The organism is Streptomyces sp. NPDC050439 (assembly GCF_040655335.1).
Classification (GTDB): domain Bacteria; phylum Actinomycetota; class Actinomycetes; order Streptomycetales; family Streptomycetaceae; genus Streptomyces.
Genome location: NZ_JBFAJT010000008.1, coordinates 296,868 through 317,050 on the forward strand (window position 1 = coordinate 296,868; position 20,183 = coordinate 317,050).

Below are 20,183 nucleotides of genomic sequence, written 5' to 3' on the forward strand. Positions count from 1 at the left end.
CCCGCCCGACCCCCCCCCCCCCCACAACCCCCCGGGCCCCCCGCGGGGGCGCCCAACCACCCCCCCGCCGGCCCCCCGGGGGGGGGGGGGCGCCCCCCCCCCCCCCGCGCCCCCCCCCCCCCCGCCGGTGCGCCTCACCGAGGACGAACCCGCCAAGCGCTGGCCGGAGTTCACCGCGCTGGCGCGACGCCACGGGATCGGGGCGACGTACGCGGTTCCGCTGCGGCAGCGCGAGACCCTGCTCGGGGCGCTCAACGTCTTCGTGCCCGAGGCGGCCCCCTGGGGTCCGTCCGCCGACGGAGAGCTGCGGCTGGCGCAGGCGATCGCCGACGCCGCCGCCGTGGGCCTGCACAACCACCGTGCCTACACGGAGTATCGGACACTCGCCACGCAGCTCCAGGGCGCTCTGACCAGCCGTATCCGCATCGAACAGGCCAAAGGCATTCTCGCCGAGCGCTGGCACACCGGGATGGACGAGGCCTTCGACGCGCTGCGGCGGTACGCGCGCAGAGAACGGCTGGTCATGGACCTGGTCGCCACCGAGGTGATCAAGGGATCGCTGGACGACGCGACGCTGCGCGGCGGTTGGTCCGACTCTTGGTGAAGGTCATTGCGTGAACCGCCACCACCTGCGGTGATCACAGAGGGGAAGCGGCTCACGACTTGGCGTCATTCCACCTCTAGGCTCCAGCGCTCATCCGTTCTAGAGTCGTCATGACGGCCCAAGCCCCCGGCCTGATCGTCCATCCCGCATTGCGGGGTTGGCACCGAACCTCCCGCGCCGGCGCCGGGTTACTCCCGCAGCTCGTGCGCGCGCGGTCGAGGACCAGCCCGGTCGACGGCTCCGGGGGGGAGCGGGCCGCCGACCGGGCCGGGTTGTCCAGCACCGAAGCCGGGCCGACGCCACCACGGCGCGAGCGCGGCGGGAGTGCGCTCGCGCCCCGGCAGCGCCTCTCCTACGGGCCCACTCCGGTGAGGTAGGCCGACACCACCACGTTCGCCGAGTACGTCTTGGTGGCCCGGTCGAAGGTGCCGCCGCACGTGATCAGACGGAGTTCGGCGCGGCCCTCCTCGTGGGGGCCGTACGCCTTCTTCGCGTCGAAGCGGTTCCTGCTGATGACCTGGACGTCGTCCACGGTGAACTCGGCGACCGAGCCGTCGTCCCGGGACACCAGGACCTTCTCGCCCGGCCGCACCGCGCTGAGGTCGTAGAAGACCGCGGGGCGCGTCTCGGTGTCGACGTGGCCCACGAACAGGGACGTGCCCTCCGCTCCGGGGCGCGTCCCGCCGCCGTACCAGCCGACGGAGCCCGCCTGTTCGAAGGGCGGCGGATCGATGGCGCCGTCCTGGTCGAGCCCCCGGGTGATCACGGGTGCCCGCACCTTCAGCGAGGGAACGTCGACGCGCTGCGGCCTGGCGTCACCCAGCGGCTCGTGCGCGTCCGGGAGTTCGACGGCGAACGGCCGGCCGACCGCCGCCACGTCACCGTTCGTCGGCTCGGAGACACCACCCCGTACGTCGGTGATCTCGCTGCCCCACAGCCAGAGTCCGACGAGCACCAGCGCCCAGGCGACCCCGGTGAGGAACCGCCCGTGCCCCGTCGACCCCTCATGGCCCGACATGCCGGCCCTCGCCCGTCACTCGGAGCGGCGGCGGCGGACGCTGCGCAGCGCCACGGCCACCGCCGCCACCCCGGCGAGCACCAGGCCGATCACCGCGTGCCGGGTGCCGGGGCCCGCCTCCTGGGTGTGCGCGGCGAGCTGCGCGGTGCCGCCGCCGCCCGCGCGGACCGGCGAGACGGGCTCGGTGCGGTGCTTGACGACGTCCACGGTGCCCACACCCTGGTGGGGGTGGCCGTCGCAGACGACGGTCACGTCGTACGTGCCGCTGACGCCGTCCCGCAGCGTGGCGGAACCGTTCAGCTCGTACTTGCCGCCGTCCCTGCCGGTGAGCTTCGCGTCTCCGGAGAACGCCCCGGACCCCGCGGAGCCGATCGTCCCCTCGCAGCCCTTGACGCTGATCTCCACCTTCGCCCCGGACGCGGCACTGGCCGGCGTGACCGTGGCGTGCACCTTGCCCTCTTCGTGGGCGTGTGCGGGAGCCGTGGCGGGGAGCGCGGCGAGGACAGCGGCTCCGGCTATACCACGCAGGGTGAGTGAGCCTCTACGCATCGTGAACCTCCTGTATCGAGGTTCACGCGCGTTCCCGGCTCACGCCTCCCGTGTGCGGCAAACGGGTGGTCTCACACGCGTTCGACCAGGTCAGCGATGGAGTCCACGACATTGGACGGCCGGAAGGGATGCTGGTCGATGTCCTTGCGCGAGGTGAGACCGGTGAGGACCAGGAAGGTCTCCATCCCGGCCTCCAGACCCGCGAGGATGTCCGTGTCCATGCGGTCGCCGATCATGGCGCTGGTCTCGGAGTGCGCCCCGATGGCGTTGAGGCCGGTCCGCATCATCAGCGGGTTCGGCTTGCCCGCGAAGTAGGGGTTCCGGCCCGTGGCCTTGGTGATCAGCGCGGCGACGGCCCCGGTCGCGGGCAGCGGTCCCTCCATGGAGGGACCGGTCTCGTCCGGGTTCGTGCAGATGAAGCGGGCTCCGCCGTTGATCAGCCGTACGGCCTTGGTCATGGCCTCGAAGGAGTACGTACGGGTCTCGCCGAGCACCACGTAGTCCGGGGCGTGGTCGGTGAGGACGTACCCGATGTCGTGCAGGGCGGTGGTGAGCCCCGCCTCGCCGATGACGTACGCCGTGCCGCCGGGGCGCTGGTCGTCCAGGAACTTCGCGGTGGCCAGGGCCGAGGTCCAGATGTTCTCGACGGGCACTTCGAGGCCCATGCGGTTCAGCCGGGCCTGGAGGTCGCGCGCGGTGTAGATGGAGTTGTTCGTCAGGACCAGGAAGGGCTTGCCCGACTCACGGAGCCTCTTGATGAAGGCGTCCGCGCCGGGGATCGGAACGCCCTCGTGGATGAGCACGCCGTCCATGTCGGTGAGCCACGATTCGATGGGCTTGCGCTCTGCCATGGGGTGCACTCCTGCGGTGTACGGGTTGGCTGGGGCGCCGGGACAGCGCTGTGCCGACGCCCCCACCCTAATCAGGAAGCGGTGATCTTGACCCCGCCGATCACGTCTCAGCTGCCGGTGGCCGACTTCCAGTCCTCCACGTACGTCCGGAGGTTCCCTGAGATGTCGTCCCAGTCCGGCTCGAAGACCTCGACCCCGTCGATGATCTTGTCGAGGGCGACCGCGTCGGCGTCCGTGGCCTTGATGTCCTTGCGTGCCGCGAAGCCGCCGCCGATCTCGCTGACCTGCTGCTGGGCCTTCTGCGTCAGCAGGTAGTCGAGGAACTTCTTGGCGTTGGCGGAGTGCGGGGCCTTGTTCACCAGGCCGGCCGCGTAGGGCAGCGCGAAGGTGGTGGGCTTGCCGGCCGGGTCCGTCGACGTGGCCGGGAACCAGATGCCGAGGTTCGGCATGTCCTTGGACTGGGCGTAGTTCATCTGGACGTCACCGTTCGCGGCGAGGAGTTCGCCCTTGTCGACCTTGGGCGCGAGCTTGCCGGTGGAGGCGGAGGGACCGACGTTGTTCGTCTGCAGCTTCTTCAGGTAGTCCATGGCGGGCTTCTTGCCGCCGAAGTCGTGCATCGCCTTGATGAGCACGGCGGTTCCGTCGCCCGCGACACCGGGCGTGGAGTACTGGACCTTGTCCTTGTACGAGGGGTCGGTGAGGTCCTCCCAGGTCTTGGGGGCCTTGCCGCCGCTCAGCTCCTTCTTGTTGTAGATGAAGCCGAAGTAGTTGTTCACCACGGAGGTCCACTTGCCGTCGTCGGCCTTGAGGGCGCCGTCGACCTGGTCGGACCCCTCGGGCTTGTAGGCCTGGAGCAGCCCCTTCTCGTCGGCCTGCTGGATGAACGGCGGCAGGGTGATGATCACGTCCGCCTGGGTGTTGGACTTCTCCCGGACGGCGCGCTGCACCATCTCGCCGGAGCCGCCCTCCACGTAGTTGACCTTGATGCCGGTCTTCTTCTCGAAGTCCTTGAAGACCTGGTCGTACCAGCCGTCGCCGTTCTCGCCCTTGAGGCCGTCGGCGCTGTAGACGGTGACCTCCTTCGCGTCGGACGCGGAGGATTCGCCGCCGCACGCGGTGAGCGATCCGGCGAGGACGAGGCTGCCGGAAACGGCGGCGAGCGTGCGGACGTGGCGGAGTCGGGTAAGGCGTGACATGACGTCTCGTGCTCCTTGAGAGCTTGCGGGCCTCAGCGGTAGGAGGCGCGGGTGCGGATGCGGGAGAAGGCGAAGAGGACGAGCAGGGTGGCCGCCATCAGGACCACCGCGACGGCGGCGCCGGTGAAGAGGGAGCCGCGGTCGGTGGCCGCGTAGATCTGCACGGGCAGCGGCATCCAGTCCGGCGGGTAGAGCATCATCGTGGCGCTCAACTCGCCCATGGAGAGCGCGAAGCAGAGGCCGGCGGCCGCGTTGAGCGACGGCAGCAGAAGCGGCAGCCGCACCTTCCACAGCACGTACGAGGGCCGGGCACCGAGCGATGCCGCGGCCTGTTCGTACGCCGGGTCGAGTCGGACGACGGCAGCCGAAACGGACTGGTAGGCGAACGCGGTGACAAGGATGGTGTGCGCGAGGATCACGATCCAGCGCGTGCCGTTGAGGATCATCGGCGGCTTGCTGAACGCCACCAGGATCGCGAGCCCGACGACGACGGAGGGCACCGCGACCGGCAGCATGAAGAGGGTGTCGAGGAGGCGCTTGCCCCCCTTCTTCAGCGAGGCGGCGGCGAGCGCGGCCCAGGTCCCGACGGTCAGCGCGAGCAGGCTGGCCCCGACGGCGGTGACCAGGCTGGTGGTGAGCGCCTGGAGCGACTCCCCGCGGGTGGCGGACTCGTAGTGCCCCGTGGTGAACCCGGACGGAAAAGCGCCGGACCAGTGCGAGGAGAAGGACGCGGCCAGGATCACCAGCAGAGGCAGCGCGAAGAGCGGCAGGAAGAAGACGAGGAACAGGACCCAGGTGGCCCATTTCCCCTTGCGGCTATGCACCAACACGGCGGCTCACCACCCGGTAGAGGCTGTAAAGACCCACGGAGATCGCGATGTTGACCACGGCGACAACACAGGCCGCCGGATAGTCGGACTCGAGGATCGCCTTGCTGTAGACGAGCATCGGAAGGGTCGTGACCCCCTTCGCCCCGGTGAAGAGGACGATCCCGAATTCGTTCAGACACATGACGAGTACGAGGCTGCCGCCCGCGGCGAGGGCGGGCAGCGCCTCGGGCAGGATGACCCGCCGGATGATGCGGCCCGGCTTCGCCCCGAGGCTCGACGCCACTTCCAGTTGCGCGGTGTCGATCTGCGAGAACGCGGCGAGCAGCGGGCGCATCACGAAGGGCGTGAAGTACGTGATCTCCGCGAGGAGCACGCCCCAGGGGGTGGTCAGGAACTGGAACGGCCCCTCGGCGGCCCCGGTGGCGTCCGTCCACATCCCGTTGGCCACCCCCTTGGTGCCGTAGAGGAACAGCAGGGCGAGGGTGATGAGGAAGGACGGAAAAGAGAGGAAGACGTCGATGAACCTGGCGACGGCCTTCCCTCCCGGGAACGGCACGAAGGCGATGACCAGCGCGAGCGCGAACCCGAGCACGAGACATCCGGCGGTGGACCCGACGGCCAGCCACACGGTGGTCCCGAGCGCGTCCCGGAACGCTTCGGAGGCGAAGACGTCGGAGTAGGGCTGCAGGGAGGTCCCGCCGGTGTCGGGCCGGAGGGACTGCTGGACGACGAGGGCGAGGGGGTAGAGGAAGAAGAGGGCGAGGGCTGTGACGGGGGGCAGGGCCCAGACCCATCCGGGCACCTTCAGGGGCGGCTTGTCCTTCCGCTCCTGGGGCGCGGGCAGCGTGACGCTAGCCATCGGTCACACCACCCGACAGCAACACCGCGTCTTCCGGCGCGAAGTGCAGGGTGACCTCGTCACCGATACCCGGCGGGTTCCGAAGCTCCCGGAGGTCAGCCTTCACCCGCTGCCCGGCGACATCGACGTACAACCGGTGGGTGGCACCCCGCCACTGGACCTCGGCGACGCGGCCGGAGAGGGCGTTGGGGCCCTCCCCAAGGCCGACCAGATGCGGCCGCACGCACAACGTGGCCGTGGCACCCGGCGTCGCATCAGCTGTGTCGACCTTCAGGTCGGCGCCCCCGAACGAGACGGTGCCAGAACCCACCCGCACCGAGAGGAGATTCGCGTTCCCCACGAAAGAAGCCGTGAACTCCGTCCGGGGCGCCCGGTAAAGCTCCTGCGGCGTCCCGCAGTCCCGCAGCCTCGCGCGGTCCATGACGGCGATCCTGTCCGCCAGGGTCAGGGCCTCCACCTGGTCATGGGTGACGTAAAGGATGGAGACATCCGGCAACTCCCGGTGCAGCCGTGCGAGTTCACCCAGCATCCCCGACCGCAACTGCGCATCGAGCGCGGAGAGCGGCTCGTCGAGCAGCAGCACTCCCGGCCGGATGGCCAACGCCCGTGCGATGGCGACCCGTTGCTGCTGCCCACCGGAAAGCTCCCGGGGAAACCGCTTGGCGTACGGGCCCATCCCCGTCATCTCCAGCGCCTCGGCCACCCGCCCCGGTATCTCGGACTTGGCGACCTTCCGCGCCTTCATGCCGAAGGCGACGTTCTCGGCGACCCGCATGTGCGGGAAGAGGGCGTACTGCTGGACGACCATCCCGATCCCCCGCTGATGCGGCGGCAGGCCGGTGACATCGCGCTCCCCGATGAACACCCGCCCTGACGCGGGCCGCACGAACCCGGCGACGGCCCGCAGCGCGGTCGTCTTGCCCGAGCCCGAAGGCCCGAGCAGGGCCATGACCTCGCCGGGCTCCACGGTCAGGTCGAGCGAGTCGAGCACGGTGTTCTTGCCGTAGGCGACCGAGACGCCGTCGAAGCGGATGCCGCTGCTCATCCGCCGACACCCCTGAGCACGGCGGGCAGTTCGGCGACGGACCCGAGGACGTGTGTGGCCCCCGCGGCCCGTAGCGTCGCGTCGTCGTGCGCCCCCGTCAGCACTCCGGCGACGACCGAGGCGCCGGATCGTACGCCGCTGAGCATGTCGTACGCCGTGTCGCCCACGACGGCGATCTGCCGGACGCCGTCCACCGCCCCCGTCCGCAGGAAGGCACCGAGCACCATGTCCGGGTAGGGCCTCCCGCGACCGCCCGCGTCGGCGGGGCACAGGGTCAGCTCGACCAGGTTCCGCCAGCCGAGCGCGTCGAGGATGGCGTCCTGCGTGACGCGGGCGAATCCGGTGGTCAACACCACGGTGTGGCCGGCGGACTTGAGCTCCTGGACGGCTTCCCGCGCGCCGGGGATCGGCGCGATGCGGCCGCCGTCGACCAGCTCTCCGTACGCCTTCTCGAAGGCGACGTTGGCCCGCTGGGCGAGAGCCTCTTCGCCGAACAGATGCCGGAAGACGGAGATCTTGGACTCGCCCATGGTGGCGCGTACGTAGTCCAGCTTCTCGGTGTGGTCGGCCGAGCCCGGCTCGACGCCGAGTTCCAGCGCGGCGGCGGAGAAGGCCTCCTCGACGAGCCCGCCGTCCGCGACGGTCGTCCCCGCCATGTCCAGAACCACGAGGCCAATGCCGCTCTGTGCGGTCAACTCCCTCACCATCTCCCTCACCATCCCAACTCGTCGGCGGTCTTCTCGGCGATCGCGGGCGAACACGTCATGCCGCGCCCGCCGGGCCCGGTGACCAGCCACACGCCGTCGCGGACCTGCTGGCGGTGCACCACGCGGGCCATGTCGACGCACTGCGCGTACACCCCGGCCCAGCGCCGCCTGATCTTCGGCAGCGGACGGCCCAGGAAGCCCTCGACGACCTCGGTCAGGTGGTCGTAGGGGTCTTCGAGGGTGTCGAAGGCGAAGGGGTGCTCGTACTCGTGGGTGTCGCCGATGGTCAGGCCGCCGTCCTCGCGCTGCACCATCAGGAGCTGCATCTTGTGCTCGGCGGCGGTCGGCGTCTGCGCCTGCCCGGCGTTGAGCGCGTCCAGGGCGTCCGACTTGTACGCGGGGTAGTAGCGGAAGCTGTCGGCGTCGGCGACGGAGGTGGTGAGCGCCTCGCCGAGGGCTTCCGTCTGCATCATCTGGAGCCGCACGCGCCGCACGGGCAGGTCGGGCCCCGCCAGCTCCCGCACAAGACCGCCGAGCCAGGCACCGGTGGCGAGCACGACGACGTCACCGGTGTGGATGTCGCCGTGGTCGTCCCGCACCGCGTTCTCGCCGACGACTTCGCGGACCTCACGGCCGGGCAGGAAGGTGTAGCGGGGTGAGGCGCGAAGGGCCTCGCGCAGCCGGAGTTGAGCGGTGCGCGGCTCCACCGCCGCGTCCCTCTCGCACCACAGTCCGGCGACGAAGTCACCCCGCAGCGCCGGGTTGAGGGCGCGGGCCTCGTCGGCGTCGAGCAGCTTGTAGCCGCGGGCCGCGGCGTCGGGGCGGGCGAGGGCGGCCTCGGCGACCGCGCGCTCGCGTTCGTTGCGCACGAGGGTGAGGGAGCCGTTGGCCCGGAAGCCGATGCCCTCCACCCGTGCGCCTATCTCCTCCCACAGCTCACGGGCCCGCAGGGCGGTCTCCAGCTCCTCGCCCCCGGCGCGGCCGCTCACCCATATCTGCCCGAAGTTGCGCAGCGACGCCCCGCGGGCCTCGCTCTCGCGCTCGATCTGTACGACCTCGTGGCCGCGTTCCACTGCGTGCCAGGCGTGCATGGTTCCCACCACGCCGGCTCCTACGACGATGACTCTCACGGCGGCAACGCTCCTGGGGAGGAGTGACCCGCCGAGGGCCGGGCGGCAACGGGATGGTGAACGGGCACCCAAGCTTGGCCCAGACCCGTTACTTTCTCGTTATCATTGGCGTGCATCTCCTCGGCGCGTACGGGGAGTTCAGGCGCCGCTGTTCAGGAGCGCTGTTCAGGCGCCGCCGCCCCCCAGATGTGTGGTGAAGGAGAACCGGTCGCCGCGGTAGAGGGTGCGGACGCGCTCCAAGGGGCGGCCGGAGGTGTCACGCGACACGCGGTGGATCAGGAGCATGGGCAGGGCGGGAGGGGTGCCGACGAGGAGGGCCTCGCGGGGGGTGGCGAGGACGGTCTCGATGCGTTCGTCGGCGTCGCCGAAGGAGATGCCGAGCCGGTCGCGGAGGTAGGCGTAGAAGGAGGAGTCGGGCTCGAAGTCACGGTCGAGGGCGGGGACTCGCCCCACGGAGACATACGTGCTCTCAAGCCCCACCCGCTCCTCGTCGGCGAGCAGCACGCGCTCCATGTGCCAGACGGGCTCGCCTTTTCCGACCCCGATCTCGGCGGCGAGTGCTTCGGGGGCGGGGAATCGATCGAGGGAGATGAGATGTCGCCCCGGGGTGCGCCCCTGTCGCCGTACGCCTTCGGTGTAGCTGGCGAGGGACAGCGGCTGCTCCAGCTTGGGGCCCGCGACGACGGTGCCGCGACCCTGCCTGCGCAGCCGCCCCTCCAGCAACAGGTCACGCAGCGCCTGCCGCACGGTCTCCCGCGCGACCTCGTACCGGACGGCGAGATCCCGCTCGGTCGGCAGCGCCTGCCCGTCCCCCAACTCCTCCGTCAGGTCGGCGATCTTGGCCTTCACCGCGTAGTACTTCGGGATGCGCCCGTGCTCGGGGATGCCGGAGCGGATGGGGGCGCCGGGGGCCTGGTCGAGCAGGTGCGCGGGTGGGTGCGGGGGGTTCGGGTTGTTCACCCGGGGATGTTCGCAGACGTACGTGAACCGGAAGGTGAACGGAAGGGGAGGCGGGGGTTGCTCAGCGCCTGCGGGTGGCCCGCAGACGCCGGGTCCCGACGACGAGTGCCCAGCCTCCGGCGAACAGCGCGCTCGCGACGGCACTGACGCCGAGCAGGGCGCGGGGCCCGGTGGCGGCGAGTTCATGGGCTCCGTCGGCGTCGGAGTGCGTACGTCCGCCACTGCTGCCGCCGCCACCGTCGACGCCGGCATCGGTCTCGGTGCCAGGGGATTCGCCCGCGTCGGTCTCACCGCTGTCCAGGCGGGGGTCGTCTCCGTCGCCCGCATCGATGCCGAAGGGGTAGTCCTCGGACTCGCCCACCCAGTCGCCGTCGTCGGCACGGCGCTGGACGACTGCGGCGGAGATGACGGCGCGTTCGGAGCGGGCCTCGGAGGTGAAGGAGAGCCGCACCTTGACGGTGAGGGTCCGCCCCGCCTCGACCGTGAACCCGGGGAATCCGTCGTCGAAGACGCCGATGTTCTCGTCCCGGCCGGTCCGCTCGAACGTGACGGGCCGCCAACGAGTCCCGTCGTGGAACTCCAACTGAACCTGCCGGGGCCGCAGCTCGCGCTCCTTGTCGACGATGACGACGACGGGGTGAATGTTCCCGCAGACACCACGGGTGGTGTTGTCCAACTCAACACCCCACCGCCGAAACCCACCCCCGGCCTCGTAGCCCTGGGGCCCACCCCGAATCCGCGTCCCGATGGGAAAACCCTCGCCGTTGGGGTCGGAGCAGGTGGGGGGTTGGGCTGCTGTGGGGGGTCGTCCTACGGAGGCGGCAGCCGCTGGAACCGCTCCGGACGCGAGGACGACGGCAGTGGCGAGGGTGGCGACGGTGGCCAAACCGGAGGCGAGCGGGCGGCGGAGTCGCATGCGTGGCCTTTGCTGGGCGCGGGACGGGCGGGAGCGGGAGCGGGGCCGTAAGACAGGGAGCATGGCCCGCGAGATTGCCACGCCTCAGCCCCTCCCCCGGCCACGCCACAGCCCCGTACGTCCGACTGGACCCCGTAAATACGCCCTATCAGCCGACTTTCGGTTAATGGGGTTTCCGGAGGAGTCGGAGTTCCGGAGGGGCTGAAAAGTCCCCCGCCCCCTACCCCCGCCCCACCGGAAACGCCACGTTCGCCCTGCCGAAGAGGGGGGCGAGGACCAGTTGCGCCGCGCCCTCCGCTACGGCTCGGTCGCCCCCGGGAGCCACCGCGACCGGGACCTCCGTGCCGCCGCCCCTCCTCGCTCGCTCGGTGACGACCGCGCCGACACCTCGTACGAAGCGTCCCTCGTCGGCCAGGACCGCTCGGCCGCCGAGCAGCACGAGGTCGATGTCGAGCAGGCTGACCAGGTTGCCCGCCCCCACCCCCAGGACCCGCGCCGCCTCGTCCAGATCGCCCCGCGCCACCGCCGCCAGGCACAGCGCCTCGACGCAGCCGCGGTCGCCGCACCCGCACCGCGGGCCGTCCAGCTGGATCACCTGGTGGCCGAACTCGCCCGCCCCCGTCCGCGCCCCGCGGTAAAGACCGCCGCCCAGCACGAGGCCCGCCCCCAGGCCCGTACCGAGGTGCAGATACGCGAAGGACTCCGCCTCCCCGCCCAGCGCGAGGCCCAGCGCGGCGGCGTTGGTGTCCTTGTCCACGACCACCGGCAGCCCGAGCCGCCCGGCGAACGCGTCCCGCAGCGGGAAGCCGTCCCACGCGGGGAAACCGGTAACGCGGTGCAGCACTCCGGCGGAGTGGTCGAGCGGGCCGGGCAGCGCGATGCCGACACCGAGGAGCCCCGTACCGGCCGGGGCAACCTCATCGGCCTCCGGCCCCGGGGCCAGCCCCCGCACCACCCCCACCGCCACCTCCACCACCGCCTCCGCCCCGGCGGCGAAGTCCAGCGGTGCCCGGCGTTCCGCGACCACGTGGCCCGTGAGGTCGGCGAGGACCGCCGTCAGCTCGTCGCGGTCCAGGTGGAGGCCGATCGCGTGGCCCGCGTCCGGGACGAGCCGCAGCAGCGTGCGCGGCTTGCCGCCCGTGGAGGCGCGACGGCCCGCCTCCGCCGCGAGACCCTCCGCCCGCAGCCGCGCGGTGATCTTGCTGACGGCCTGCGGCGTGAGGCCCGTGCGCTCGGCCAGTTCGAGGCGGCTGATGCCGGCCTCGCCCGCTGTGCGCAGCAGGTCGAGCACCAGGGCGGCGTTGTGCCCGCGCAGCGCGGGCAGATTCACTCCGGCGCCCGCCCTGCGCCCGCTACCGCTGTTCTCGGCCCTCGCATCAGTGCTGTTCACACCCCCATTGTCGTACGCGCTTGCGCTTTGGCAACACCGTTGCTTAAGTGGAAACCATGACTGGTACAGGCACAGGCTCCCCGCTACGCGTCGCCCTCATCGGATACGGCCTCGCGGGCTCCGTCTTCCACGCCCCGCTGATCGCCGCCACCGAGGGCCTCGTCCTCGACACGGTCGTCACGTCGAACCCCGAGCGGCAGGCGCAGGCCCGCGCCGAGTTCGGTGACGCGCTGAACTTCGCCGCCTCGGCCGACGACCTCTGGGCCCGCGCGGACGAGCTCGACCTGGTGGTGATCGCGTCCCCCAACAAGACGCACGTCGCGCTCGCGACCGCCGCCCTCAAGGCCGGCCTCCCCGTCGTCGTGGACAAGCCGATCGCGGGCACCGCCGCCGAGGCCCGCGAGCTCGCGGCACTCGCCGACGACCGCGGCCTGCTCCTCTCCGTCTTCCAGAACCGTCGCTGGGACAACGACTTCCGCACCCTCCAGAAGCTCATCGCCGACGGCGAACTCGGCGACATCTACCGCTTCGAGTCCCGCTTCGAGCGGTGGCGCCCGCAGCCGAAGGGCGGCTGGCGCGAGTCCGGAAACCCCGAAGAGATCGGAGGTCTGCTGTACGACCTCGGGTCCCACGTCGTCGATCAGGCACTGGTCCTCTTCGGCCCCGCCAAGTCCGTGTATGCCGAGTCCGACGTCCGCCGCCCCGGCGCCGAGGCCGACGACGACACGTTCATCGCGATCACGCACGAGAGCGGCGTCCGCTCGCACCTGTACGTGAGCGCCACCACCGCCCAGCTCGGCCCGCGCTTCCGCGCGCTCGGCTCGGCCGCGGGCTATGTGAAGTACGGCCTCGACCCGCAGGAAGCAGCACTGCGGGACGGCAAGCGCCCGTCGAGCGAGGCCAGTTGGGGCGAGGAGCTCGAATGCATGTGGGGCCGCGTCGGCTCCGGCGAGTCCCCGCTGACCGGCGGCGGCGCCCCGGTCAAGACGCTGCCGGGTGACTACCCCGCGTACTACGCGGCCGTGACGGCGGCCCTCCGCGGCACCGGCCGGAACCCGGTCTCCGCGCACGAGGCCGCCTCAGCTCTCGACGTCCTGGAAGCGGCGCGCCGCTCGGCCCGCGACGGTGTGACGGTGGTCGTATGACGACGCCCAGCAGCACAACGCCCGCCGCACCGACCGTGGACGAACTGGAAGCCCAGGAACTGCGCCTGGTCCTCCCCCACTTCACGTACGAGGACGCGTGGGCACTCGGCAGCCTCCTGGTCGAGCTGGCCCGCGAGCGCCAGGCCCCGGTGGCCATCGACATCACCCGCGGCGGCCAGCAGCTCTTCCACGCGGCGCTGCCCGGGTCCACCCCGGACAACGACGCCTGGATCGCGCGCAAGCGCCGGGTCGTCGAGCGCTACGGCTGCTCGTCGTTCCTGGTCGGCACGCGTTTCCGCGCCAAGGGGACGACGTTCGAGGAGTCCTCGCGCCTGGACCCGGACGTGTACGCGGCACATGGCGGCGCGTTCCCCATCGCGGTGCGGGGCGCGGGCGTGATCGGCACGGTGGTGGTCTCCGGCCTTCCGCAGGCGGCGGACCACGCGCTGGTGGTGGAGGCGCTGGAGCGGTTCGCGCCGTAGGGGCGCGGGGAACTTGCGCGACCAGGCACCACGCACGCACCCGCAGCAGGCACGACGCACCCGCAGGTGGAGTCGGCGAGGGCCACGCTGACTCCACCCCACCCGGGGGCGCCAAGATCCGCCGCGCGCCCGCCGCGCCCCGCCCCGCCCCGCCCCGCCCCGCCCCGCCCCGAAGGGCTACGCCTGCTTCAGTTCCTGCCGCTGCCTGCCCAGACCCTCGATCTCCAGCTCCACCACATCGCCGGCCCGCAGATACGGCTTCGGCTCCGGCTGCCCCATGGCCACGCCCGCCGGCGTACCGGTGTTGATGACATCACCCGGGTACAAGGTCATGAACTGGCTGACGTAGCGCACCACTTCGGCCACCGGGAAGATCTGCTGGGCAGTGGTCCCGTCCTGCTTCAGTTCGCCGTTGACCCAGAGCTTCAGGGACAGCGCCTGCGGGTCCGGCACCTCGTCCTTCGTCACGAGCCACGGACCCAGCGGGTTGAACGTCTCGCAGTTCTTCCCCTTGTCCCACGTGCCGCCGCGCTCGATCTGGAACTCGCGCTCCGACACGTCGTGCGACACCGCGTACCCGGCGACGTGCGCGAGCGCCTCCTCGTCAGACTCCAGGTAGCGCGCGGTGCGCCCGATGACGATCGCGAGCTCGACCTCCCAGTCGGTCTTGACCGACTTGCGGGGTACGAGCACGGTGTCGTCCGGTCCGACCACCGTGTCCGCGGCCTTGAAGAAGATGACGGGTTCGGTGGGCGGCGTGGCCCCGGTCTCGGCCGCGTGGTCGTGGTAGTTCAGCCCGATGCACACCACCTTGCCGATGCGGCCCACCGGCGGCCCGACCCGCAGCCCCTCCGCGTCGAGCACGGGCAGCTCGCCCGACTCCGCGGCGGACCGGACCCGGCCGAGGGCGGCCGCGTCGGCGAGCAGCGCCCCGTCGATGTCCGTGACGGTCCCCGACAGGTCCCGCAGCGCGCCCTCGGCGTCGAGCACCGCCGGGCGCTCGGCCCCCGCCGTACCGACTCGCAGCAGCTTCATGGTCAATCTCCCTTTGGTCGAGCGCGCCCACTCACATCGGAGGATTGGAAGATCCTCCAAGGTCACCGTCCATCCCGCAAGACCCTGTTCACGGACCGGACCGTTACCCGGCGGTAGCAGCCAGCGCTCCGGCGCCGTACGGCATGTCCCGGTAGAGCACGGCGCGCTCGACCGCGCTCCAGGTGGTGCTGGTGACCACGTACAGCGCGGCGGCGAGCGGCACGAAGGCGACGGTGAAGAGGGTCATGAACGACATGAAGGGCATGACCTTGGTCATCGCACTCATCGCGCCCATGCCGGGCATCTGCTGCCCCGCACTCCCCGCATCCCCCGTGCCGCTCTCCGCGGACGCGGCCATCTGCGCCTTCGTACGCCGGAAATTGAAGGTCGCGACGGCGGCCACGATCGCGAAGAGGCCGAGGTAGACGAGCCCCTGCGCCCCGAAGACCCCGCCGTCGGCGAGCGCGTCGGCCCACCGCCCGCCGAGGGGCGCCTCGAAGAGCTTGTGCTGGAGCAGCGCGTTGGCTTCGCCGCCGATGCTCGAGCTGGAGAACAGGTGGTAGAGCAGGAAGAACGCCGGAAGCTGGAACAGGCTGGGCAGGCACCCGGAGAGCGGCGAGACCTTCTCCGCCGCGTGCAGCTCGAGTACCGCCTTCTGCAGTTTCTCCGGGTTCTTGGCGTGCTTCTTGCGCAGCGCGGCGATCTGCGGCGAAAGCTTGGCGCGAGCCTTCTGGCCACGGGCCGAGGCCCGCGACAAGGGGTGCACGAGAAGTCGTACGCACGCGGTGAAGAGCACGATGGCGGCGGCCGTCGCGGAGGCGTGGAAGAGCGGTTCGAGAAGGTCGGCGAGGGAGCCGACCAGATCAGCGAAAGTGGACATGAAGCCGGAGAAGAAGCCGGACATGGAGAAGCCCTCCGAGGGTCTCGTCGTGCCGAGGAAAGAGAGATGAGCTGCTGAGCTGGTGCTCTTTCGGCGTGACGACCCACGAAGGGGCTACGGGCGGGAATCCCGGTGCTTTTTTGCGGTGTCCCCTACGCGGCCGTCATGACGAGACGACCCGGTGCTCGGGGCCGCCTGCGCCCGGAGGCGTCAGGATCGCGCTGCGGCAGGAAGGCCGTGCGCTTCTCGCGGTCGCGGATGGCGGTACGCACCCGGGTGCGGGGCACGGGGAGCGCGCAACGCGCGGCGATCAGGGAGCAGAGGGCGAGCGCGGAGCCCGCGGCGGCGGTCGCGGCGAGCGCGACAGCTGCGGTGAGGCTGCTCGCGTCGAGGAGGACGACCTCGACGAGGAGGAAGAGGAGAAGCCCGGTGGGCCGAAGGGCGGCTTTCCAGCCACGGAAGATGTCCCGCACGACTCCGCTCGCCCTCCTCTCCGTTACGACGTATCGCGTACTGCTCGTTCGCGTACTGCCCGTTATACAGGATGTGTTTCCCCCGAGGGAGGGGCGGCGGGTACTCAGCGGGGCCGCATGGACTGCAGCTTCCCCCACACGATGAGCCGGTACTTGGAGGTGTACTCGGGGGTGCAGGTGGTGAGGGTGATGTAGTAACCGGGAGCGCTGTACCCGTGCCCGGCCTGGACGTCGCTGCGTGGCACCGGGCGGATGACCCCGCTGTCCCGGGCGGAGGTCTGGCCGAGCCTCTTGTCGACGACGTACGTGTAGACGGCCCGCTCGGTCTCGACGACGAGCTCGTCCCCGCCCCGCAGCCGATTGATGCGCCGGAAGGGCTCACCGTGGGTATTACGGTGCCCGGCAAGCGCGAAGTTCCCGCCCTGACCGGGCTGGGCGGTGCGCGGGTAATGCCCGACGTACCCCTTGTTGAGTACGCCGCCCTTGCTGATCCCCTCCGCGACGGGCACGCGTATCCCGATGCGGGGGATGCGGAGGACGGCGTAGGCCTGGTCCCAGTCGGGGGTGGGGGTGGGTTGGGGCCGGGAGGACGAGGCGCCGGGGCGGGCCGGGTTCTGAGGGGCGGCAGCCGCGCCGGGAGCATCGGCACCAGAGTCAACGGCGTCACCCGCGGAAGACGGACTCCCCGAATCCCCCGAACTGGCCGGGCTCCCTCCACGCCTCTCCCACTCGCGCTCAAGGGCCTGAACCTGGCGGTCGGCGCCTTCGCGGGCCTGCCGATTGGTCCACCAGAGCTGATGGGCGACGAGAAGCAGCAACACGAGCCCGCAGGTGACGGCAACCTCGGCACCACCCCACAAGAGCCGAGCCGCACGCCCCCGCGGCCCCCGTCCCCGACGCCCCTGCACAACAACAGGGACCGTCCGCACCCGCACCCGCTCCCGCTCCCGCACGAGGGCACCTCCCGCTATGAGGGCGGCAGGTTAAGCCCAAGGCCGACAACTAGCCATGCCGACGAATCCACGGCCCCACAAAAGCACGGCAGCCTCGCTCACCCCTCTCCGCCCTGATCTGCACGGCAACCCTCCTGCAACGCCCCCACTCGGCAGTACGGTGTCCCGTATGCGCCCCGACACGCCTGCCGACCACATCGCCGAAGCCGAGCGCCTGGAGCGGACCGCCGGCTTGTACCCCGAGGACACCGAGCACCTGCTGCTCCAGGCCGCGGCCCACCTGGAACTGGCGGGCGAACGCGACCGCGCGACCACGCTCTACGACCGCCTGCTGGCCCCGGACGCCCCGCACCCCGCGTCGGCCCCGACCCTCATCCGCGCCCTGAAGGCCTCGAACCTCTGGGAGTACGGACACGAGGCGGAGGCAAGGGCGATCATCGACGGTGTCCGGGCGGCGACGCCCCGCGACCCGGCCCCCTGGGTGATCGTGGCGGAGTCGCTGGAGGCCCACGACGAACTGACGCAGGCGCAGGAGACGTTCACGCAGGCACTGGAACTCCTGCTCGGCAGCGCGCAGACCCCGTCCTACGACCAACGCCCGCTGCTGTTCGGCCGCCACAGGGTGCGCCGCCTGCTGGGCGCGGAGCACGACGCGTGGGACGCCTTGGCGGACGAGGTCTCCTCCTCCCCCGTCCCCCTGGACGAACTGCACGACCCGAAGCGCATCTGGTCCCTGGGCTCGGACAACCCGGCGGAACTGCGAGCGGAGATCTCCCGTATCCAGGCGGAACTGGGCTCATACAGGGAGGCGCTGTCCCGCCCGTTCCCGGTAGCGGTCCTGCACTGGCCGGAGCCGGAACTAACGGAACTCCTGACGGCGTACCCGGCTCTGGAATCGGAATACCCGTCCCACGAGGCCCACTTGGCAACGATAGAGGAGTCACTGAGGGAACTCTCAGCCTCCGGCACCCCAAACCTGGGCATCGTGACGGGCACAGTCCCGTCCTACGAAGCCTTCGCAGCCTCAGAGGGCACAGCCCCGACGGACGCGTCCCTACTCCCCCAGTACGCAACGACGCTGGCGGCACGGGGCCGTGCGGTGGGGTGGCCGCCGGAGGCGGGGGCGGCTTGCTGGTGCGGGTCAGGGCGGGGTTATGGGGAGTGCCACGGGGGTGGGACTTCCTAGCTATTCCGGGGGGGTGCCAGGAATCGGCCCCGGCGCCCCCCGACGGGGTGTGGGTCAGCTACGACAAACTCCCATTACGCCACCACGCGCGGTGGTAGCGAACGTAGTCGAGGTGCACCTGGTGCCCCTTCTTCAACGTCAATTTCGGTAGCACGCTCGCGCCTTCCCCACCGCTGCGCACAACGATCGTCCAGTCGTCCTCGATGAGGATGCTGCCGAGGTCAAGGCGTACATGGCAGTTAGGACAGAGGCAGAGGATGTTGCGCTCGACGTCCGGACCTCCATGCGGACTGCCGAGCGGCTTTATGTGCGCACCCTCGCTGTAGGGCTTCTCGTCCGGGCCCACCAGGCGAACGTCGCAAGCCTGACACCGCCCGTCGTAGAGATCCTTTATACGTCGCGCCGCTGCAGCATCACGCACCAGTCGCTGCACTTGCGTGGTACGAGTCTCGGGGATCTTTTCAGCATCGTCGCCGTCCAGTTCCCCTTGTTCCAAGAGTTCGGCGATGCGTTTCTCAACCGGAGTCACTTGTTGCTGCGAATCGGGGAGACGTTGCAAGTCGAACTGACAAATTTGGATAGCGGAACCATCCGGCGCAGGTGACTTGGACGTAGCCGTACGCACCGTCGCGATCTCATACAGGCCGTCGTACCTGTACTGATCACGCAAGGAGTACCGCGCGTCTCCTTTATAGCCGCGGATGATCCGAACGGGATGCTTGCGCTCGTAGCTCAGATTGAGAGCCGCGTTGTCGGCATACGACCACGATTGGCTCCGCAAGAGCCGCTTCGTCTGCGCGTCGCGGTCCTTGTCCGGCGAAGCCCCCGTGTAGCGCACCCAAGTCCAGTGGTCCTCATCGTCTTCGTAACCACCATTCAAGACGATGGCGTCCGCGACCCTACTGCCGTCCGGGTCTCTCAGCATGGAGATCCCCCGCTGCTGATCACCGTGCAGTTTCGCGCGCAAGACATCCGCACGGCGATGGAAGACGGCACCGGGAGCGACGCCGGCTATATGACCTATACCTCGTTCACTTTCCACTCAGCCATCGTGGAACGCGAGCGATCGCCTCGGATGCAGCCACGTAGGAAGTTGACTGATTCTTCACTACGGCGTGATCAATCTGACCGAACCTCACCACTGGCCGTCCGGCAGCGCTTCGAGTCGCGACTGCACCCGATCCCAGGCATCGTCCGTTTCGCGACCGTGCGCACGGAGCCAATACAGCAGGTCAGCCATCACGTCGATCACCAACGTTTCCGCCGCGGCAGTACCGAGATGGGAACTTCCCGCAAGCCACGTGCCGGTTGTCTGCAGATAGCCCTCGATCACAGCCTCGGCCCGGCCAACCTGAGCACTACACACCGGCCCGTTCGACGCACTAACCCCCGTAGCCAACTCGCACCACGTAACCTTCGAGTCCGCCGCCGGGAGAACCCCCCACCGTTCGGCTACCTCGTTCACGAGGGCCACGCCGCGGCCGACTTCCGCGTCCGTCTCCGCCGCGACGAGCGTGGGCAGCACTCGGGCGTCCGGGTCCCGAACTTCGATGCGTACACACGTCCCACGCATCGAGAGGCCGAGAACCGACGGCGTTCCGGCCCCCACGTGGTCGATGACGTTCGTGACGAGTTCGCTCACGCACAGTTGTGCCGCATCGATCACATGAGGCAGCCCCCAACGGACAAGGTGCAGCCGAACGATGCGGCGCAGGGCTGCCACTTCTTCGGGTTCTGCGAGGAAAGACAACTCCCAGGCAATGCGCGGCACTTCACGGACGTGTCCACCCATGAGCGTTCAGCTCCCTCTACCGGCACGAGCGTCGCGGCATGCGCTCGCCTCATCACACAGAGTTGCAGTGGAACTTCCAAAATGGAACTCTCATTCAAGATTTCGGGAAGCACGGAGCGGACACGCACGCCCCCGGCGCACGCAACCTTGCCCAGGTCTCGCCGCGCGGGCACGCTCGTTGC

General features: G+C 70.3%; 22 protein-coding genes. 4 read left to right on the forward strand and 18 right to left on the reverse strand.

The genetic code is table 11. The features are described from left to right. Nucleotides 1-127: 127 nt before the first annotated feature. Nucleotides 128-604 carry an ANTAR domain-containing protein gene (locus AB0I66_RS31635; protein ID WP_363211386.1) on the forward strand — a complete coding sequence of 159 codons (477 nt, stop codon included), beginning with the start codon at nucleotides 128-130 and terminating at the stop codon, nucleotides 602-604. A 352-nt stretch (nucleotides 605-956) separates the two neighbouring features. Here AB0I66_RS31635 and AB0I66_RS31640 read toward each other — a convergent pair whose 3' ends face one another. The 12 genes from AB0I66_RS31640 to AB0I66_RS31695 form a co-directional block, all read right to left on the reverse strand. Beyond that, nucleotides 957-1,622, reverse strand: a complete 666-nt coding sequence (locus tag AB0I66_RS31640; RefSeq protein WP_363211387.1) for a class F sortase — start codon at nucleotides 1,620-1,622, stop codon at nucleotides 957-959. A 15-nt stretch (nucleotides 1,623-1,637) separates the two neighbouring features. Next, the gene (locus AB0I66_RS31645; protein ID WP_363211388.1) at nucleotides 1,638-2,171 is read right to left on the reverse strand and encodes a hypothetical protein; all 534 of its coding nucleotides are present in this window, start codon (nucleotides 2,169-2,171) and stop codon (nucleotides 1,638-1,640) included. Between the two features lie 71 nt (nucleotides 2,172-2,242). Next, a complete protein-coding gene (locus AB0I66_RS31650; protein ID WP_363211389.1) occupies nucleotides 2,243-3,022 on the reverse strand; it encodes an HAD-IIA family hydrolase in 780 nt (259 codons plus the stop codon). A gap of 107 nt (nucleotides 3,023-3,129) precedes the next feature. Further along, a complete protein-coding gene (locus AB0I66_RS31655; RefSeq protein ID WP_363211390.1) occupies nucleotides 3,130-4,218 on the reverse strand; it encodes a 2-aminoethylphosphonate ABC transporter substrate-binding protein in 1,089 nt (362 codons plus the stop codon). Between the two features lie 32 nt (nucleotides 4,219-4,250). After that, the gene (locus tag AB0I66_RS31660; RefSeq protein ID WP_363211391.1) at nucleotides 4,251-5,048 is read right to left on the reverse strand and encodes an ABC transporter permease subunit; all 798 of its coding nucleotides are present in this window, start codon (nucleotides 5,046-5,048) and stop codon (nucleotides 4,251-4,253) included. Further along, a complete protein-coding gene (locus AB0I66_RS31665) occupies nucleotides 5,035-5,907 on the reverse strand; it encodes a 2-aminoethylphosphonate ABC transporter permease subunit (protein ID WP_363211392.1) in 873 nt (290 codons plus the stop codon). Before AB0I66_RS31665 ends, AB0I66_RS31660 begins: the two co-directional genes overlap by 14 nt. Further along, the gene (locus AB0I66_RS31670) at nucleotides 5,900-6,952 is read right to left on the reverse strand and encodes an ABC transporter ATP-binding protein (protein ID WP_363211393.1); all 1,053 of its coding nucleotides are present in this window, start codon (nucleotides 6,950-6,952) and stop codon (nucleotides 5,900-5,902) included. Before AB0I66_RS31670 ends, AB0I66_RS31665 begins: the two co-directional genes overlap by 8 nt. Further along, complete coding sequence (locus AB0I66_RS31675; RefSeq protein WP_363211394.1) at nucleotides 6,949-7,647, reverse strand: phosphonatase-like hydrolase; 699 nt, start codon at nucleotides 7,645-7,647, stop codon at nucleotides 6,949-6,951. Before AB0I66_RS31675 ends, AB0I66_RS31670 begins: the two co-directional genes overlap by 4 nt. A gap of 17 nt (nucleotides 7,648-7,664) precedes the next feature. Then, a complete protein-coding gene (locus AB0I66_RS31680) occupies nucleotides 7,665-8,789 on the reverse strand; it encodes a TIGR03364 family FAD-dependent oxidoreductase (protein WP_363211395.1) in 1,125 nt (374 codons plus the stop codon). 165 nt (nucleotides 8,790-8,954) lie between these two features. After that, on the reverse strand, nucleotides 8,955-9,749 hold the full coding sequence (locus AB0I66_RS31685; RefSeq protein WP_363211396.1) for a GntR family transcriptional regulator: 795 nt from the start codon (nucleotides 9,747-9,749) through the stop codon (nucleotides 8,955-8,957). A gap of 61 nt (nucleotides 9,750-9,810) precedes the next feature. Then, nucleotides 9,811-10,425: a hypothetical protein gene (locus tag AB0I66_RS31690; protein ID WP_363211397.1), complete on the reverse strand. Its 615-nt coding sequence runs from the start codon at nucleotides 10,423-10,425 to the stop codon at nucleotides 9,811-9,813. Between the two features lie 460 nt (nucleotides 10,426-10,885). Beyond that, on the reverse strand, nucleotides 10,886-12,055 hold the full coding sequence (locus AB0I66_RS31695; RefSeq protein ID WP_363211398.1) for an ROK family transcriptional regulator: 1,170 nt from the start codon (nucleotides 12,053-12,055) through the stop codon (nucleotides 10,886-10,888). A gap of 56 nt (nucleotides 12,056-12,111) precedes the next feature. On the opposite strand from AB0I66_RS31695, the gene AB0I66_RS31700 reads away from it, so the two are divergent. Further along, nucleotides 12,112-13,200 carry a Gfo/Idh/MocA family oxidoreductase gene (locus AB0I66_RS31700; RefSeq protein WP_363211399.1) on the forward strand — a complete coding sequence of 363 codons (1,089 nt, stop codon included), beginning with the start codon at nucleotides 12,112-12,114 and terminating at the stop codon, nucleotides 13,198-13,200. Further along, nucleotides 13,197-13,682 (forward strand): heme-degrading domain-containing protein, encoded by a 486-nt coding sequence (locus AB0I66_RS31705; protein WP_363211400.1) that lies wholly within the window; start codon nucleotides 13,197-13,199, stop codon nucleotides 13,680-13,682. The genes AB0I66_RS31700 and AB0I66_RS31705 overlap by 4 nt, the downstream gene beginning before the upstream one ends. Before the next feature lie 177 nt (nucleotides 13,683-13,859). Here the strand turns inward: AB0I66_RS31705 and AB0I66_RS31710 are convergent, their stop codons facing one another. The 4 genes from AB0I66_RS31710 to AB0I66_RS31725 form a co-directional block, all read right to left on the reverse strand. After that, nucleotides 13,860-14,717: a fumarylacetoacetate hydrolase family protein gene (locus tag AB0I66_RS31710; protein WP_363211401.1), complete on the reverse strand. Its 858-nt coding sequence runs from the start codon at nucleotides 14,715-14,717 to the stop codon at nucleotides 13,860-13,862. Nucleotides 14,718-14,820: 103 nt separating this feature from the next. Then, nucleotides 14,821-15,597 (reverse strand): YidC/Oxa1 family membrane protein insertase, encoded by a 777-nt coding sequence (locus AB0I66_RS31715; protein WP_363211565.1) that lies wholly within the window; start codon nucleotides 15,595-15,597, stop codon nucleotides 14,821-14,823. Between the two features lie 152 nt (nucleotides 15,598-15,749). Beyond that, a complete protein-coding gene (locus AB0I66_RS31720; RefSeq protein ID WP_363211402.1) occupies nucleotides 15,750-16,070 on the reverse strand; it encodes a DUF6412 domain-containing protein in 321 nt (106 codons plus the stop codon). Nucleotides 16,071-16,174: 104 nt separating this feature from the next. Beyond that, the gene (locus AB0I66_RS31725) at nucleotides 16,175-16,978 is read right to left on the reverse strand and encodes a class E sortase (protein WP_363211566.1); all 804 of its coding nucleotides are present in this window, start codon (nucleotides 16,976-16,978) and stop codon (nucleotides 16,175-16,177) included. 214 nt (nucleotides 16,979-17,192) lie between these two features. Between AB0I66_RS31725 and AB0I66_RS31730 the strand changes: the two genes are divergently transcribed. Continuing rightward, nucleotides 17,193-18,209 carry an SEC-C domain-containing protein gene (locus AB0I66_RS31730; RefSeq protein ID WP_363211403.1) on the forward strand — a complete coding sequence of 339 codons (1,017 nt, stop codon included), beginning with the start codon at nucleotides 17,193-17,195 and terminating at the stop codon, nucleotides 18,207-18,209. A 58-nt stretch (nucleotides 18,210-18,267) separates the two neighbouring features. On the opposite strand, the gene AB0I66_RS31735 is transcribed toward AB0I66_RS31730, so the two are convergent. Continuing rightward, complete coding sequence (locus tag AB0I66_RS31735; protein ID WP_363211404.1) at nucleotides 18,268-19,251, reverse strand: YDG/SRA domain-containing protein; 984 nt, start codon at nucleotides 19,249-19,251, stop codon at nucleotides 18,268-18,270. 93 nt (nucleotides 19,252-19,344) lie between these two features. Beyond that, nucleotides 19,345-20,001, reverse strand: a complete 657-nt coding sequence (locus AB0I66_RS31740; protein WP_363211405.1) for an ATP-binding protein — start codon at nucleotides 19,999-20,001, stop codon at nucleotides 19,345-19,347. Between the last annotated feature and the right edge of the window lie 182 nt (nucleotides 20,002-20,183).